The 14,321-nt window shown below is 66.2% G+C and carries 17 protein-coding genes; 6 read left to right on the top strand and 11 right to left on the bottom strand.

What is annotated here, in order from left to right:
- Positions 1-78 precede the first annotated feature (78 nt).
- The 5 genes from QA642_RS27535 (at position 79) to gmk (ending at position 4,755) form a co-directional block, all read left to right on the top strand.
- The gene (locus QA642_RS27535; protein WP_008551805.1) at positions 79-318 is read left to right on the top strand and encodes an acyl carrier protein; all 240 of its coding nucleotides are present in this window, start codon (positions 79-81) and stop codon (positions 316-318) included.
- 109 nt (positions 319-427) lie between these two features.
- Entirely contained in the window at positions 428-1,693 is a 1,266-nt protein-coding gene (gene fabF, locus QA642_RS27530; protein WP_283079655.1) for a beta-ketoacyl-ACP synthase II, read from the top strand.
- Positions 1,694-1,818: 125 nt separating this feature from the next.
- Complete coding sequence (mltG, locus tag QA642_RS27525; RefSeq protein WP_283079654.1) at positions 1,819-3,090, top strand: endolytic transglycosylase MltG; 1,272 nt, start codon at positions 1,819-1,821, stop codon at positions 3,088-3,090.
- 114 nt (positions 3,091-3,204) lie between these two features.
- Positions 3,205-4,092: a YicC/YloC family endoribonuclease gene (locus QA642_RS27520; RefSeq protein WP_283079653.1), complete on the top strand. Its 888-nt coding sequence runs from the start codon at positions 3,205-3,207 to the stop codon at positions 4,090-4,092.
- A 3-nt stretch (positions 4,093-4,095) separates the two neighbouring features.
- Complete coding sequence (gene gmk, locus QA642_RS27515) at positions 4,096-4,755, top strand: guanylate kinase (RefSeq protein ID WP_283079652.1); 660 nt, start codon at positions 4,096-4,098, stop codon at positions 4,753-4,755.
- On the opposite strand, the gene QA642_RS27510 is transcribed toward gmk, so the two are convergent.
- The 4 genes from QA642_RS27510 to QA642_RS27495 form a co-directional block, all read right to left on the bottom strand.
- Entirely contained in the window at positions 4,688-5,917 is a 1,230-nt protein-coding gene (locus tag QA642_RS27510) for a hypothetical protein (RefSeq protein ID WP_283079651.1), read from the bottom strand. The two genes, gmk and QA642_RS27510, sit on opposite strands and share 68 nt — an antisense overlap.
- Before the next feature lie 382 nt (positions 5,918-6,299).
- A complete protein-coding gene (locus tag QA642_RS27505; RefSeq protein WP_283079650.1) occupies positions 6,300-6,707 on the bottom strand; it encodes a hypothetical protein in 408 nt (135 codons plus the stop codon).
- Between the two features lie 199 nt (positions 6,708-6,906).
- Complete coding sequence (locus QA642_RS27500; RefSeq protein ID WP_283079649.1) at positions 6,907-7,608, bottom strand: Crp/Fnr family transcriptional regulator; 702 nt, start codon at positions 7,606-7,608, stop codon at positions 6,907-6,909.
- A 15-nt stretch (positions 7,609-7,623) separates the two neighbouring features.
- Positions 7,624-7,863: a hypothetical protein gene (locus tag QA642_RS27495; protein ID WP_283079648.1), complete on the bottom strand. Its 240-nt coding sequence runs from the start codon at positions 7,861-7,863 to the stop codon at positions 7,624-7,626.
- A 155-nt stretch (positions 7,864-8,018) separates the two neighbouring features.
- Between QA642_RS27495 and QA642_RS27490 the strand changes: the two genes are divergently transcribed.
- On the top strand, positions 8,019-8,750 hold the full coding sequence (locus tag QA642_RS27490; protein ID WP_283079647.1) for a Crp/Fnr family transcriptional regulator: 732 nt from the start codon (positions 8,019-8,021) through the stop codon (positions 8,748-8,750).
- A 19-nt stretch (positions 8,751-8,769) separates the two neighbouring features.
- Here QA642_RS27490 and QA642_RS27485 read toward each other — a convergent pair whose 3' ends face one another.
- The 7 genes from QA642_RS27485 to QA642_RS27455 form a co-directional block, all read right to left on the bottom strand.
- Complete coding sequence (locus tag QA642_RS27485; RefSeq protein ID WP_283079646.1) at positions 8,770-9,489, bottom strand: Crp/Fnr family transcriptional regulator; 720 nt, start codon at positions 9,487-9,489, stop codon at positions 8,770-8,772.
- 324 nt (positions 9,490-9,813) lie between these two features.
- Entirely contained in the window at positions 9,814-10,050 is a 237-nt protein-coding gene (locus QA642_RS27480; RefSeq protein ID WP_283086992.1) for a hypothetical protein, read from the bottom strand.
- 67 nt (positions 10,051-10,117) lie between these two features.
- The gene (locus tag QA642_RS27475) at positions 10,118-10,279 is read right to left on the bottom strand and encodes a Flp family type IVb pilin (protein WP_283079645.1); all 162 of its coding nucleotides are present in this window, start codon (positions 10,277-10,279) and stop codon (positions 10,118-10,120) included.
- A 148-nt stretch (positions 10,280-10,427) separates the two neighbouring features.
- Positions 10,428-11,486 carry an alcohol dehydrogenase gene (locus QA642_RS27470; protein ID WP_283079644.1) on the bottom strand — a complete coding sequence of 353 codons (1,059 nt, stop codon included), beginning with the start codon at positions 11,484-11,486 and terminating at the stop codon, positions 10,428-10,430.
- Positions 11,487-11,508: 22 nt separating this feature from the next.
- Positions 11,509-12,366, bottom strand: a complete 858-nt coding sequence (rsmA, locus tag QA642_RS27465) for a 16S rRNA (adenine(1518)-N(6)/adenine(1519)-N(6))-dimethyltransferase RsmA (RefSeq protein WP_283079643.1) — start codon at positions 12,364-12,366, stop codon at positions 11,509-11,511.
- Positions 12,366-13,379, bottom strand: a complete 1,014-nt coding sequence (gene pdxA, locus QA642_RS27460; protein ID WP_283079642.1) for a 4-hydroxythreonine-4-phosphate dehydrogenase PdxA — start codon at positions 13,377-13,379, stop codon at positions 12,366-12,368. The genes rsmA and pdxA overlap by 1 nt, the downstream gene beginning before the upstream one ends.
- On the bottom strand, positions 13,379-14,314 hold the full coding sequence (locus QA642_RS27455; RefSeq protein ID WP_283079641.1) for a SurA N-terminal domain-containing protein: 936 nt from the start codon (positions 14,312-14,314) through the stop codon (positions 13,379-13,381). The genes pdxA and QA642_RS27455 overlap by 1 nt, the downstream gene beginning before the upstream one ends.
- Positions 14,315-14,321 lie beyond the last annotated feature (7 nt).

Below are 14,321 nucleotides of genomic sequence, written 5' to 3'. Positions count from 1 at the left end.
CGAAGGCAGTCAAACGACCACGACGGCTCGTATCGTCCCGGGGGGTCGGGTCTACAGGGAACAACACGAGGTTAAGCAATGAGTGACATTGGCGAGCGGGTTAAGAAGATCGTGGTCGAACACCTTGGTGTTGAGCCCGAGAAGGTTGTCGACAACGCGAGCTTCATCGACGACCTCGGCGCCGACAGTCTGGACACCGTCGAGCTGGTGATGGCGTTCGAAGAAGAATTTGGTTGCGAGATTCCGGACGACGCGGCGGAGACGATTCTCACCGTCGGCGACGCCACGAAGTTTCTCGAGAAGAACGCGAAGAGCTAAGGCTCTTCATTTTTCGCGGGGACAACATTGAAACCGGACGGGCCGCTTGCCAGCGGTCAGCCGGTTTCTTGTTATTGGCCGTGAATCTTTCGATGCGGAGTTTTCGGATATGAGGCGGGTTGTCGTCACTGGTCTCGGCATGGTGTCGCCACTCGGCTGCGGCGTCGAGCCGACCTGGAAACGCATCCTCAACGGTGAGAGCGGTGCGCGGCCGATCGAGAGCTTCGACGTCTCCGATCTGCAGACCAAATACGCCTGCACCGTCGTGCGCGGCGATGGCACCAACGACACCTTCAATCCCGACAAGTGGATGGAGCCGAAGGACCAGCGCAAGGTCGACGACTTCATCATCTTCGGCATGGCCGCGGCCGGCCAGGCGCTCGACGATGCCAATTGGCATCCGGAGACCGAAGAGGACAAGTGCGCGACCGGCACCATGATCGGGTCCGGCATCGGCGGCCTCAACGGCATCGCCGACACCGCGATCCTCTTGAAGGAGCGCGGACCGCGCCGGGTGTCGCCGTTCTTCATTCCGGGCCGCCTGATCAATCTCGCCTCCGGCTACGTCTCGATCGCGCACGGGCTGAAGGGACCGAACCATTCGGTGGTCACGGCCTGCTCGACCGGCGCGCATGCGGTCGGCGACGCCGCCCGCCTCATCGCGCTCGGCGATGCCGACGTCATGGTCGCAGGCGGCGCCGAATCGCCGATCAGCCGCATCGGCATTGCCGGCTTCAATGCCGCGCGTGCGCTGTCGACCGGCTTCAACGACACGCCCGAGAAGGCCTCGCGTCCCTACGACAAGGACCGCGATGGCTTCGTGATGGGCGAGGGCGCCGGCGTCCTCGTGCTCGAGGAGCTCGAGCACGCCCAGCGCCGCGGCGCCAGGATCTACGCCGAGGTGATCGGCTACGGCCTTTCGGGTGACGCCTATCACATTACGTCGCCGTCGCCCGATGGCGATGGCGGTTTCCGCAGCATGTCGGCCGCGCTCAAGCGTGCCGGCCTGTCGCCGTCGGATCTCGACTACATCAACGCGCACGGCACCTCGACACCGCTCGGCGATGAGATCGAGCTCGGTGCGGTCGAGCGCCTGCTCGGCAACGCCGCCTCCAAGGTCGCGATGTCCTCGACCAAATCGTCGACCGGCCACCTCCTCGGTGCAGCCGGCGCGATCGAGGCGATCTTCGCCATTCTCGCGATTCGCGATAATGTCGTGCCGCCGACGATCAATCTCGACAATCCGTCGGTCGAGACCGCGATCGACCTCGTGCCCCACAAGGCGAAGAAACGTGAGGTCAATGTCGCGTTGTCGAATTCTTTTGGTTTTGGCGGTACCAACGCGTCGGTGATTGTCCGGCGCCTGGTCCATTAGTTTGTGGTTGCGACGAATCCACCGTTTTGCCGTATTCGGCGATAGTCATGGAAGCGGGCGCGTGCATTTGGCAGGGCAAGCGATTGCCAGGCCGCGATTGAACCGGCAGGATTCAGGTTGCTTCGATGAGTGAAAGGCCGCCCATTTCGCCCCGGAGCCCGCGGGCAGCGCTTGAGCCCGAGCAGGTCCCGCCGCCGCCGAAGCGATCGGACCGCGCGCGCAATCCCTTCGTGGTCGTCGGCAATGCCATCATCACCCTGCTGCTGATCGCCATGCTCGGCGCCGGCGGGGTCTATTATTACGGCCGGCAGGTGCTCGAGGCGGCGGGGCCGCTGAAGGAAGACAAGATCGTCAACATCCCGCAGCGTGCGGGCAAGCGCGACATCGCCGAGACGCTGAACCGGGAAGGCGTCACCGACGTCAACCCATGGGTGTTCATTGCGAGCGTTGCCGCGCTGAAGGCGAGCTCCGACCTCAAGCCGGGCGAGTATTCGTTCCAGAAGAATGCGTCCTTGCGCGACGTCATCGCCACCATCGTCGAGGGCAAGGTGGTGCAGCACGCCGTGACGATACCGGAGGGCCTGACCTCCGAGCAGATCGTGGCGCGGCTGTCCGACAACGACATCTTCACCGGCAGCGTCCGCGAGCTGCCGCGCGAGGGCACGCTTCTGCCCGAGACCTACAAGTTCCCGCGTGGCACCACGCGCGAGCAGGTGATCCAGCGCATGCAGCAGGCGCACAAGCGCGTGCTGGCCGAGATCTGGGAGCGCCGTAGCCAGGACATTCCGGTCAAGTCGCCCGAGCAGTTGGTGACGCTGGCCTCGATCGTGGAGAAGGAGACCGGCAAGCCGGACGAGCGCAGCCGCGTCGCCGCCGTGTTCGTCAACCGCCTGAAGCAGCGGATCAAGCTGCAGTCCGATCCGACCATCATCTACGGTCTCGTCGGCGGCAAGGGCACGCTCGGCCGCCCGATCAAGCGCAGCGAGATCACGCAGCCTTCGCCCTACAACACCTATGTGATCGAGGGCCTGCCGCCGGGCCCGATCTCCAACCCAGGCCGCGCCTCGCTGGAAGCCGCCGCCAACCCGGCCCGCACCCGCGACCTCTATTTCGTCGCCGACGGCACCGGCGGGCACGCCTTCACCGAGACCTACGACGCGCACCAGAAGAACGTCGCCAAGCTGCGCGCGATGGAGAAGCAGATCCAGAACGACACGGTCGAGCCGGCCGAGGATGCGCCGCCGCCGGCCGCTGGCGCGCCCGCCACGGCCGATACGCCGACCGCGACCACGCCGGCGCGGCCCAACCAGCAGAAGAAGCCGCCGCCCCGCCCGGCGGCTCCCGCACCGGCCCGGCAGGGCGCGGTGCAGCCCTCGCCGCCGGTGGTCCAGCGCTAGGCTGGCTGCAGGTCCGCTACGGGACTTTGCGGATTCCACTTTCCTGCAAAATAGTCTTAAGATTCGCGTGGCTTGATGCCTCGCGAATCCTGCGTTTCCGGAGAAATTGACCTGATGGCGCTGTCGTCCATGACCGGCTTTGCCCGAAGCCACGGCGCAAGCGGGCCGTATACGTTCGAATGGGAATTGAAGTCGGTCAACGCCAAGGGCTTTGACCTCAGGGTACGGCTGCCGCAGGGGTTCGAGGAGCTCGAGGCCCACGCCAAAAAGCGCGCCGGCGAACTGCTCTCGCGCGGCACCGTCTACGCCAATCTCAACGTCAAGCGCGCCAACGCCGCCGCTTCGGTCCGCGTCAACGAGGACGTGCTCAACGCCGTGCTCAAGGCCGCCGCGCTGATCTCCGGCAAGGTCGACGCCGTGGCACCGAGCATCGACGGCCTGCTCGCCATCAAGGGCGTCGTCGAGGTCGCCGAGCCCGAGGGCGACGAGGAGGAGGACAAGGCCGCGCGCGCTGCCGCGGCCGAGGCCTTCGACAAGGCGCTCGCCGAGCTCGTCGCGATGCGCAAGCGCGAGGGTACCTCGCTCGGGCAGATCCTGACCCAGCGCGTCGACGAGATCGAGCAGCTGTCGAAGCAGGCAGAAGCCGCGCCGGGCCGCAAGCCCGAGGCGATCAAGGCGAGGCTCGCCGAGCAGATCGCAGCGCTGCTCGACACCTCCGACCGTTTCGATTCCGACCGCCTGATGCAGGAAGCGATCCTGATCGCCACCAGGGCCGACATCCGCGAGGAGCTCGACCGCATCGCCTCGCACATCGCGCAGGCGCGCGAGCTGATCGGCAAGGGCGGCCCGATCGGGCGCAAGCTCGACTTCCTGGCCCAGGAGTTTCACCGCGAGGTCAACACCTGCTGCTCGAAGTCGAACGACATCGAGCTGACCAATACGGGGCTCGCCATGAAGAACGTGGTCGAGCAGTTCCGCGAACAGGTCCAGAATCTGGAGTGATCGATGACGACAGGCGGTCACAGAACTGACGGGGTCGAGCGGCGCGGCTTGATGTTCGTGCTGTCCTCGCCGTCGGGCGCGGGCAAGACGACGCTGTCGCGCATGCTGCTGGAGCGCGAGCCCGGCTTGAAAATGTCAGTGTCGGCGACCACGCGTCAGATGCGGCCGGGAGAGGTCGAAGGGCGCGACTACTTCTTCGTCAGCAAGTCCAAGTTCGAGACGATGGTGGAGCAGGGCGAGCTGCTCGAATGGGCCACCGTGTTTGACAATCTCTACGGGACGCCGCGTGCTCCAGTGGAGGCGGCCCTGTCGGCCGGGCAGGACGTACTGTTCGACATCGACTGGCAGGGCACGCAGCAACTGCACCAGAAGGCGAGCGTCGACGTGGTTCGTGTCTTCATTCTGCCGCCGTCGGCGGCAGATCTCGAGAAGCGGCTGCATTCGCGCGCGCAGGATTCCGACGAGGTGATCCGCAAGCGCATGAGCCGCGCCAGCCACGAGATGAGCCACTGGGCCGAATACGACTACATCGTCATCAACCACGACGTCGACGAGGCCTTCGCCGAGGTGCAGTCGATCCTGAAGGCCGAGCGCCTCAAGCGCGAGCGGCGGATTGGCCTCGTGGGATTTGTGCGAAGTCTGCAAGGTCAGCTTCAAGGCTAGGCTGCCTCAGCCGCGGCCCTTCCTGCGCCAGCCGTTCCAGCATCGCCGTGATCACGTCGATGTCGACCGCATCCTCTTTGTCCTCATCCGCCTCGCGATCGGCCGGCGCTTCGTCGGAAGCGTCGTTGGCCGCGAGCTGCGGCGCTGACGCCTCGATCTTGAATTCGCCGTTGAATATGTCGGCCTCGTCGAGATCTGCGATCACTTTGCGAGCGGGCGCGGCGTGCGCTGCGATCCTGCCGATTGCACTGCTGAATTCGGCGAGCTGTGCGGCTTTTGGCTGCGCAGCTTTCGGCTGCACGGCTTTCGGCTGCACGGCTTGGGGCTGTATGACCAGAGGACGCACGGCATCGAAATCCACCGGGCCGGCCTTCTGCACGCGCGAGGCGTCATCGAGCCAGGGAGCGCGGCTCGGATTCTCGTCCTGCGGCTCCCAATCGTCCCAATGCGCGCGGCGGTCGGCCTGGCGGGCGCGCCTGCCCGCGAAGCGGTAGATGATGCTGGCGAGGACGCCGGCCAGCGCCAGCGCGCCGCCGATCACGAGCAGCAGCATCTGGATCGAGCCGGCCGGCTTGTCGGTGCTGCTGTCTGCGGCCGCGAGCGCCACGGGCGCAGCCGATTTTGTAGCCTTTGTGCTTGGCGTTGCGACAGGCGCGGGCGCCGGCTGCGGCGCGGGTGAAGTGGCCGTGGAGGCATCAGGCCAGGGCGATGCGACGGCGGGCTGCTGCGCGCTGCTGTCAGCGGCGGGGTCCGCAGCCTGTTGCATCGGCGCCGGCGCCGTCGGAGCTAGCTGTGCGGGCGCGGCCGGGGTCCGCGGCTTCAGATATTCGGCGCGTGCGTCCTGCACCGGGTGCTGCGTCGGCGCGGCTGAATCCGCTGCGGGTGTTTCGGCCGCGGTCTGCACCGGCTTTGCGCCATCCTTGGCATTGTCCTTGCCGCCTTCGGCGCGCAGATACCAGCATTGCCGCTTGGTCGAGCGCTCGAGGCGGTAGTACCAGTGCTGGCCTTGCGGAGCGATGCCCTTCGGCGAGGCAAGGCAGTCGGCGGCGTCGCTGGCCGGGCTCGATGCAGCCGGTGCGTTCTGCGATACGGCCGCTATGGGCGCGCCGGCAATGATGCTGCCAATCAGCGCGGATATGAACTTTGCGGTGCGGTTGCCCATCCTGGTCTCCCGATTACGCATGACGCAACTCTTAACCACCGCTTTGTCATCAAAGACTTGGGTGGCATTGAGCCGCAAATCCGGAGAGGATGTGGCTTGAATTGGGCCCGCGCGGTGGTGGTTCCACCGCGAATTAAGGCATTTTCCTTAACGTTATTGAACGTTATTGCTCCGTCGAGCTCCCGGTTCCGCCGCAGCCGTCGCAGCGCCGCCAGGCGCCGGAACCGCTGCGTCCCGCGACGCGGCCGGCGCCGGTGAACGTCACAGGACAATCAATCGCACGCGAGCATTCCGAGAGGTCGTCATGCCCGGGTTCGTCCCGGGCATCCACGTACCTCGCACCGCGCGAAGCGCAGGGCCGTCCGCGCCGAAGCAATTTCGGTCAGTAGCGATAGCCGTACTGACCCGGGCAAACCCAATTGCCGTAGGTATCGTAAGTGCAGCCGCTGGTATTGTTATAGTAGCCGTAAGCTCCTGCTGCGGCGGCTCCTACCGCAGCTGCTCCCAGACCATAGGCTGCGCCTCTGTAGGCGCCGCGATAGGCCGCATTGCGGTAAACACCCCTGGCAACCGGCCGTCCAGGTATCGGGCGATATCCATAGCCGCGACCCGCCACGCGGTATCCGCCGACACGTCCGGCATGAACAGCTCCACCTCGGACGTGAGCGCCGCGCATGGCTCCGCCGCCATGATATCCGCCGCCGCCACGGCGGGCATATGCCTCATCTGGCATCAGGCTCGCGGTGATCAGGACGAGAGCTGCCAGCGCAGCGAGAATATATCGAAGCATGGCGTTCCTCCGTGAGTTGGGGGGCCGTGCAACACCGACGCGATACTGCGCCGTGAGGATCGGCGCCTTGCGAGAACCTCAGCTTCTCACCGGTGTCTGATTTGACTTAAATCAAGCTTCCTCGCGGTGGGTTCATCGAACGGGAACATGACGCTGATGATCCATCGGGCCGAGCACCGGGATACCCAGACGATTGCGCTCAGGTCAGATAGTCCGGCCTGAAATCGGCGAGCGCTTGCAGCTCGTCGGGCTGGAGCAGTTCGATCTCGCTGCCTTCCCATGCGATCAGGCCTCGATGCCGCAGCTCCTGGATGGTGCGGTTGACGTGGACGATCGACAGCCCGCAAGCGTCAGCAACGTGCCGCTGTGTCATCGGCATCTGGAAGCATCCATCGGTGACGAGGCCGACGATCTCCAGCCTTGCGGCGAGCTCGCAGATGAGATGCGCCACCTTGGGCAGGGCGGCCTGGGCGCCAAGGCGCGCGATCCATTGCCGCGAGATCGCCGCATCGATCAGCGTCTCGCGCCAGAAGGCGCGGATCAGATGCAAGGAGCCGTCGAGCAGCTGCTTGAGCTGGGCGTGCGCGACGTAGCCGACGATGGTCGGCCCGAGGCCGACGAGGTCGGCGTCCATCGGCGAGACCAGCAGCGTGTGCAGGCACGGCATGTCGCCGGGAACGTGGAACGCCAGGATCTGGCTGCGGTCGCCGACGATGCGGGCCTGGTAGAGGAAGCCGCTGACGACGAAGACGCAGCGCGAGGCGGCCTCGCCCTGGCGCAGCACGATCTCGCCGTCCGCGACCTGGCGCAGCGTCGACGGCAGGCCGGCGATCTGGTGGCGTTCGTGTTCGGAGAGACCTTCGATCGCCTGGAGACGCGCGATGAACTTCGGATGTGGCATGAGAGCAGGTGCGCTTCAGCGCTCGCGCGGCGCGGACGCTTCGCGCAGGCGCCGCGACAGCTTGGCCACGGCCCAGTCGGATACGGGCTGGCTGCGGAACTCGCGGATGGCACGCGCGAGTTCCTGATCCGACATCGGGAGCACCGGCTCAGCCAGTGTGCCGTTCAGGAAGGCGTCGCTGATGCTGTCGAGGTGCGCGTCCGGATCCGCTGCAAACAGGCGGCGGACGCGCTCCAGGATGGTCGTAGGGCTCATGAGGGGCGGCTCGATCCGCAATCGGGTGACGGGAGGGGGCGATGCGGCGTCGTCGCGACCCCGTTAGCAACCTGTGCTTCCGGTTCGCGTTCTAGTCCGCTGAACGCAGGCCGGACGTATCATTTGATAGAACCGGCGTGATTTTGGCGGCCGCCATGGAAAAAGCCCACGATGTGCTGATCCGGAACCTCGGCAAGCACACGGAGCTCGCCGGGGAGGATGTCGCCGAGATCCGCGCGCTCAGCTTCACCCAGCGCGATTTCGCGCCGAACGAGGATTTCATCCGGCAGGGCGACGAGCCCGAACATTCGGCGCTGGTCGTCTCCGGCACGGTGGCGCGCTACCACCTGCTCGGCAGCGGGCGGCGACAATATCTCGCGTTCCATCTTTCCGGAGACCTGCCGGACTCGCAGGGCTTGTTCATCGACCAGATGGACCATGCGCTCTGTGCGCTCGGGCCCGCCACGGTCGCCTTCATCCCGCATCGCGAATTGTTCTTCGCCTTCCGGCGGCGGCCGACGTTTGGAATGGCGGTGTGGCGCGAGACGCTGCGCGATGCCGCGATCTTCCGCGAGGCCATCACCAACAACAGCGCCCGGCCGATGCAGGCGCGCATGGCGCATTTGTTCTGCGAGCTGTTCTACCGCGCCCGCGTCGCGCAGCTCGTCCGCGGCAACCGCTGCCGCATGCCGATCAGCCTCGTCCAGCTCGGCGAGGCGCTGGGCATGGCGATTGCGACCGTGAACCGGACGCTCGCCGAACTCAGGCGGAGTGGCGCCATGGATCTGCGCGAGGGCGAGCTGATCGTGCTGAAATGGCGCGAATTGCAGCGGCTCGGGGATTTCAATCCGGCCTATCTGCATCTCAAGCAGCAGTTGGTGCGGTGAACGCGGAGCGACCAAATGACTATCCCTCCGCGGCGGCCATCCCGCCCAGCACTTCGTCAAAATGCCGCTTCACCGAGTCGTTGCAGGAGCAGGCCCTGGCTTCGAGTGCCAATGCATCGAGGATCAGGATGGCGCCGCGCCGGGTCGCGAGGATGCGCCTGGCCTTGAACATCTGGATCACGCGGCTGGCATAGCTGCGGGACACGCCGAGCATGCCGGCGAGCTGCTCGTGGGTGAGGGGGATTTCGGGGCCGCCGATATGCTCCCGCGCCGAGAGGATCCACTTGGCGGCGCGCTGCTCGATCGAATGCGCGGCGTTGCAGGCCGCGGTCTGGAGCAACTGCGCGAACTGGCAGTCCGCATGGCGCGAGAACAGCTCCTGGAGCGTCGCCGACCTCTGCTGCGCCTGCTCGAGCGCGCGCAGCGGCAGCCGCACGAGCGTGCCGCCGAGCTTCACGACGATGCGTGAATAGGCCAGCGAAGGGTTGCGGCCGGCAGGGATGCCGATCGCGCCCTCGCGGCCGACCAGCAGGCTTTCGACCTCGCGGTCGTCCTCGACCGGCACGGCGAACGACACCAGAGTCGGGCCGCAGGGGAAGTGAACCACCGCGACGTCGTCGCCGGCGTGATGCAGGATGTGGCTGGCCTCGAGTTCGACCGGCTGGAGGTGCGACGCGAGCAGTTCGAAATCCTGAAGGCTGAGCTGCTGGAGGAGATCGTTCGAGGGCCGACCGGTCACGTGTTTTTCTCTGGCCGGGAATCGGCACCGGCCAGAACCCTACGTTTCCGCGGAGGAACCGACGGTTCCAAAGTGCACACAAGGCCTTTGCGAACGTTGAAAAGTCGGGAGGCGAGCTTACGGAAATTCGTAAAGCGTCAGCCGCATGGCGCCACGCTGCTGTAGCTTCGCCGGGCTCTGTGCAGGAGTGAACATAGCGGCGGTGCGGAGCGGTGTAGTGTTGGCACCGCCGGGCGTCGGACCGCGTGCGCTCTGCCCAACGGACCGCCGGCCCGTACCTGCTCGAACGCCGCAGGGGGCCGGCGGCCCGAGGGGCGATGACCGTCAGCCGAAGCGCGCTTCGCAGTCGTGAAGGAAGCGGCTGTGCGCTGCATGCGCGCGGTACGCATCGATCGCCCGGTTGGCGAGCATCAGCTGTCGGCGTTCGCCTAGCCTGAGCTGCGCTTCGATGGCGTCGAGAATGATGTTCGCAGACTCGTCCGGCGGGCCGAGCTCGCCGCTCTTCTCGAGGGCGCTCCAGGCGATGAAGAATGCGCTTTCGACGGTGCAGCGAATGGACATGCGCTGCCAACGCGGAGCAGCCCGAGCCGTTCCGCGCGGTGTCGTGCCCTTGAGCAAAAGTCGAGCGTTACTTCAGCGAGCTGCTGATCGAGCCGAACTTCGTCTTCAGCGACGTGCCGAGATTGTTGATGACCGTGATGATCGCCAGCGCGATACCGGCGGCGATCAGGCCGTATTCGATCGCGGTGGCGCCGGACTCCTCGGCCAGAAAGCGTCGGATGATCTGCATGGTCTCACCAGAATTCCCGAAGGGTGCTGGTAAGGACAATGATCCGCACGCGCGAGGTTCCCCAATCCGGAACCCCGCCTTCGTCAATTCCGAGTTGATTGCGGAAGAGAGAGGCGGCGAGACCCGCGCCTCGCCGCGAATTGCGCCGTCAGTTCTTCAGAACGATGCGGCCGACGACCTTGCCGGCGCGCAATTCGTCGATCCATTTCTGCACGTCGCCCATCGGCTCCTCGCGCATCGGCGTCGGCCTTATCTTGCCGGCGCGGGCGAGCGCCATCAGCTCGTGGGCCTCGGCAAGCGTGCCGACCATGAAGCCCTCGACGGTCAGGCGCTTGTAGACCCATTGCACCATCGGCAGCGTGAACTGGCCGCCCATGAGGCCGGAGACGACGACCTTGCCGCCGCGCGCGGCCACTGCCACTGCGAACGCCATCGACTTCTCGTTGCCGGCGAAGTCGACGATCTCGTCGAAGCCCCCCTCGGTCTCTTTCAGGATACGCTTGATCACGTCGGGCTCGGACGGATCGTAGGCAACCGCTGCGCCGTTCTTCAGCGCGGTCTCGCGCGCGGCTGGGGAGAGATCGGCGACCGTGATCGGCTGCTTGAACATGGCCTGCGCGAACGACAGGCCCATCATGCCGACGCCGCCAAGACCGATCAGCAACAGGTTACGCTGGCGCGGACGGTCGACCAGGCGCTTGAGCGCGCCATAGGCGGTGACGCCGGAGCACATCAGCGTCGCAGCCTGGTTGACGGGCAGCGGATCGTAGTCGAGCAGATATTTCGCGTCGGGTACCAGCACGTGGGTGGCGAAGCCGCCGTCGATGGAGACGCCGAGGAAGCGCTGCTTCACGCAGAGATTCTCGTCGCCATTCTTGCAGTCGCGGCACTGGCCGCAGCCGATCCAGGGGAAGACCGCCTTCTTGGCACCGACGAGTCCGGCCGGAACGTCAGGGCCGACCTCATCGACGACGCCCGCGATCTCGTGGCCGAGCGTGAAGGGCAGCGTCATGCCGCGCGTGGTGTCGAGCTTCTTGCCGCCGCCGAGATCGGCATAGCCGTCCTGGATATGCAGATCGGAGTGGCAGAGGCCGCAGCGCTCGATGTGCACCAGCACCTCGCGTCCTTGCGGCTTGGGCGTGTCGACGATGGTCTCGCACAAGGGCGCATCGAACTTGACCAGCGACTGCCGACGCATCAACGCCATATTCTCTCCTCCGGAATTCCTGTTATTCAGCTTCGTTTCGTATATTGGCCAATTCACGGGCCATGGCAACAAAGCCCGATATCGGAATGGTCTCCGCGCGCCGCGTCGCATCGACGCCGGCCGCCTGTGCGAGCCGCGCCGGATCGACGCCGAGCGACTTCAGGCTTTGCCGCAGCATCTTGCGGCGCTGGCCGAAAGCTGCGGCCGCGACCTGTTCGAGCAGCTTGCGATCGCAGGGCAGCGGCTCGGCGCGCGGTATCAGGCGCACGACGGACGAGGTGACCTTCGGCGGCGGCACGAAGGCCGACGGCGAAATGTCGAACAGGATCTTGGTCTCGCAGCGCCAGTTGGCGAGCACGCCGAGCCGGCCATAGGCCTCCTCGTCCTCGCGCGCAACGATGCGCTCGCCGACCTCGCGCTGAAACATCAGCACCATCATGTCGTACCAGGGCGGCCACGGCTCGATGGTGAGCCAGTTGATCAGCAGCTGCGTCGCGATGTTGTAGGGCAAATTGGCGACGATTTTCGCGCGTTCACCTCCAAGCAGCGGTCGCGGGTCGAAGGTCATGGCATCGCCATGCACGATCTCGAGCCGGCCGGGATAGCGCGCGGAAATATCTTCCAGCGCCGGGATCGCGCGCTCGTCATGCTCGATGGCGATGACGCGCCGGGCGCCGAGCGCGAGCAGCGCGCGGGTCAGCCCGCCGGGCCCGGGGCCGATCTCGACGATGGTGGAGTCTTCGAGCGGCGCGGCCGCACGCGCGATGCGCGCGGTGAGGTTGAGGTCGAGCAGGAAATTCTGACCGAGCGATTTGCGGGCCGACAGCGCGTGCCGGCGAATGACCTCGCGCAACGGCGGGAGGTCGTCGATCGCGCTCATCAGGGTTTTGCAGCCGCCATGCGGCCTGCGAGCTGAAGCGCCGCGATCAGGCTGGCCGGATTGGCCTTGCCGGTGCCGGCGATGTCGAAGGCGGTGCCGTGATCGGGCGAGGTGCGGATGAAGGGCAGGCCGAGCGTGACATTGACGGCGTCGTCGAACGCGACCGTCTTGATCGGGATCAGCGCCTGGTCGTGATACATGCAGACCGCGCAGTCATAGGTGTTGCGCGCGGCGTCGTGGAACATGGTGTCGGCGGGCAGCGGGCCCCTGGCCTCGATGCCGTCGTTGCGCAGAACCTTGAGCGCCGGCGCAATCACGGTCTGCTCCTCATGGCCGAGCGAGCCGTCCTCGCCGGCATGCGGATTGAGGCCGGAGATCGCGATCCGCGGCCGTTCGATGCCGAAATGCGATTTCAGCTCGCTCGCGACGATGCGCACGGTGGAGACGATCAGCTCGCTCGTCAGCTGGGTGAGCGCCTCGCGCAAGGAGACGTGGATGGTCACGGGCACCACGGCGAGCCGTGGCGACCACAGCATCATCACCGGCTGCGGCACGCGGCCGTTCTCCGCGGCAAGCTCGGCGAGGAATTCGGTGTGGCCGGGATGACGGAAGCCGGCGCGGTACAGCACGCTCTTGGCGATCGGGTTGGTGACGACGGCACCGGCGCGGCCCGCGCGGACATCCGCGACCGCCTGGCGGATCGAGGCGAGCGCGGCCGGCGCGCTCGATGCGTCGGGCGTGCCGGGCTCGGCGCTCGCGCGCTCGCCGGTCGCGACGACGGGCAGGGCGTCGGTGAAGGCGGCCGCGGCCTCAGCCGGGCTTACCGCAGCGATCCTGAGATCGACGCCGAGCGCCTTGGCGCGGCGGGCGAGGAAGGCCTCGTCGCCGAGCAGATAGAACGGGGGCAGGTTCAGCTCGGCTCGCCGGAGCCAGGCGGCAATGGTGATGTCGGGGCCGATGCCGGCGGGCTCTCCCAGGGTCAGGGTGAGGGGCTTTATCGGAGCGCGGGCCATCAGCGGTTGCGATATTCGATCATCGCCGCCTTGCGGAGCTCATCGAGATAGGCCTTCTGGGTCTTCTCGTACTTCTCCTGATACATCTTCTCGCGGATTTCGCGCTTCTTCGGCGTGTCGATCGTGGTCGGCTTGCGCGAGCACAGCACCACCATCTCGATGCCGGCCCTCGTCACTTCCGGCGCGGTCAGATGGCCGATCGGCGTGTCGTCGAGCACCTTGCGCAGCGCCTCCGGCAGGTCCGCCGTGGTCTTGGTGACGCTCTCGCGGATGGTGGCGTTCGGCGTCGAGCGGAACAGCGAATTGGCTTCCTCGCAGCTTCCGACGCGCGAGCGATATTGCTCGGCTTCCTTCATCCGCGTCTCCTGGAACGCAGGGGAGGAGCCGCGCGGCACGATCAGCACGATCGGCTGCATCTTGTATTCGGTGCCCTCGATCTGGAGCTTCTCGTTGCCGCCCTCGCGCACCTTGTCGGCGACGTCCTTCTCGCCGACCATCAGCTTCTCCTTGAAGCGGCCGCGCACGAGGCTGGTCCAGACCATCTCGGCCTTCATGCGGCCCTTCAGCGTCTCGGGGCGGACCCCCTTGGACTCGAGCGACTTGGTGAGCGCCTCCGGCGAGATGCGCATGCGCTGCGCCATGCCGTCATAGGACTGGTTGAGGTCGGAGACACCAGGGTCGACGCCGTACTTCTTGCCTTCCTTGATCTTCACCTTGTCGTCGATCAGCTCGTTGATGACCTCCTGCCGGCTCGGGGTCTTCTGCGTCGTCAGCTGGTCGAGCTTGGAGCGCTGCTCGATGTCGAAATCGGTGATCGGATCACCGTTGACCATGACGACGATGTTCTGCGCGCGCGACGGCGAGGGGAGGCCGGCCAGGACCAGCCCGGCACTGATGGCGAGGAGGAAGCGGAAGACAGGCAATGGGGTCGTCATGAGTGTC

The organism is Bradyrhizobium sp. CB2312, assembly GCF_029714425.1.
In the GTDB taxonomy this organism is placed as follows: Bacteria; Pseudomonadota; Alphaproteobacteria; order Rhizobiales; family Xanthobacteraceae; genus Bradyrhizobium.
This window is presented reverse-complemented; position numbering and strand designations above follow the sequence as displayed.

Bases quoted from the DNA above. Each gene is read 5' to 3' on its own strand.
- QA642_RS27535 (WP_008551805.1), top strand. From the start codon at position 79: ATGAGTGACATTGGCGAGCGGGTTAAGAAGATCGTGGTCGAACACCTT.
- fabF (WP_283079655.1), top strand. From the start codon at position 428: ATGAGGCGGGTTGTCGTCACTGGTCTCGGCATGGTGTCGCCACTCGGC.
- mltG (WP_283079654.1), top strand. From the start codon at position 1,819: ATGAGTGAAAGGCCGCCCATTTCGCCCCGGAGCCCGCGGGCAGCGCTT.
- QA642_RS27520 (WP_283079653.1), top strand. From the start codon at position 3,205: ATGGCGCTGTCGTCCATGACCGGCTTTGCCCGAAGCCACGGCGCAAGC.
- gmk (WP_283079652.1), top strand. From the start codon at position 4,096: ATGACGACAGGCGGTCACAGAACTGACGGGGTCGAGCGGCGCGGCTTG.
- QA642_RS27510 (WP_283079651.1), bottom strand. From the start codon at position 5,917: ATGGGCAACCGCACCGCAAAGTTCATATCCGCGCTGATTGGCAGCATC.
- QA642_RS27505 (WP_283079650.1), bottom strand. From the start codon at position 6,707: ATGCTTCGATATATTCTCGCTGCGCTGGCAGCTCTCGTCCTGATCACC.
- QA642_RS27500 (WP_283079649.1), bottom strand. From the start codon at position 7,608: ATGCCACATCCGAAGTTCATCGCGCGTCTCCAGGCGATCGAAGGTCTC.
- QA642_RS27495 (WP_283079648.1), bottom strand. From the start codon at position 7,863: ATGAGCCCTACGACCATCCTGGAGCGCGTCCGCCGCCTGTTTGCAGCG.
- QA642_RS27490 (WP_283079647.1), top strand. From the start codon at position 8,019: ATGGAAAAAGCCCACGATGTGCTGATCCGGAACCTCGGCAAGCACACG.
- QA642_RS27480 (WP_283086992.1), bottom strand. From the start codon at position 10,050: ATGTCCATTCGCTGCACCGTCGAAAGCGCATTCTTCATCGCCTGGAGC.
- QA642_RS27475 (WP_283079645.1), bottom strand. From the start codon at position 10,279: ATGCAGATCATCCGACGCTTTCTGGCCGAGGAGTCCGGCGCCACCGCG.
- QA642_RS27470 (WP_283079644.1), bottom strand. From the start codon at position 11,486: ATGGCGTTGATGCGTCGGCAGTCGCTGGTCAAGTTCGATGCGCCCTTG.
- rsmA (WP_283079643.1), bottom strand. From the start codon at position 12,366: ATGAGCGCGATCGACGACCTCCCGCCGTTGCGCGAGGTCATTCGCCGG.
- pdxA (WP_283079642.1), bottom strand. From the start codon at position 13,379: ATGGCCCGCGCTCCGATAAAGCCCCTCACCCTGACCCTGGGAGAGCCC.
- QA642_RS27455 (WP_283079641.1), bottom strand. From the start codon at position 14,314: ATGACGACCCCATTGCCTGTCTTCCGCTTCCTCCTCGCCATCAGTGCC.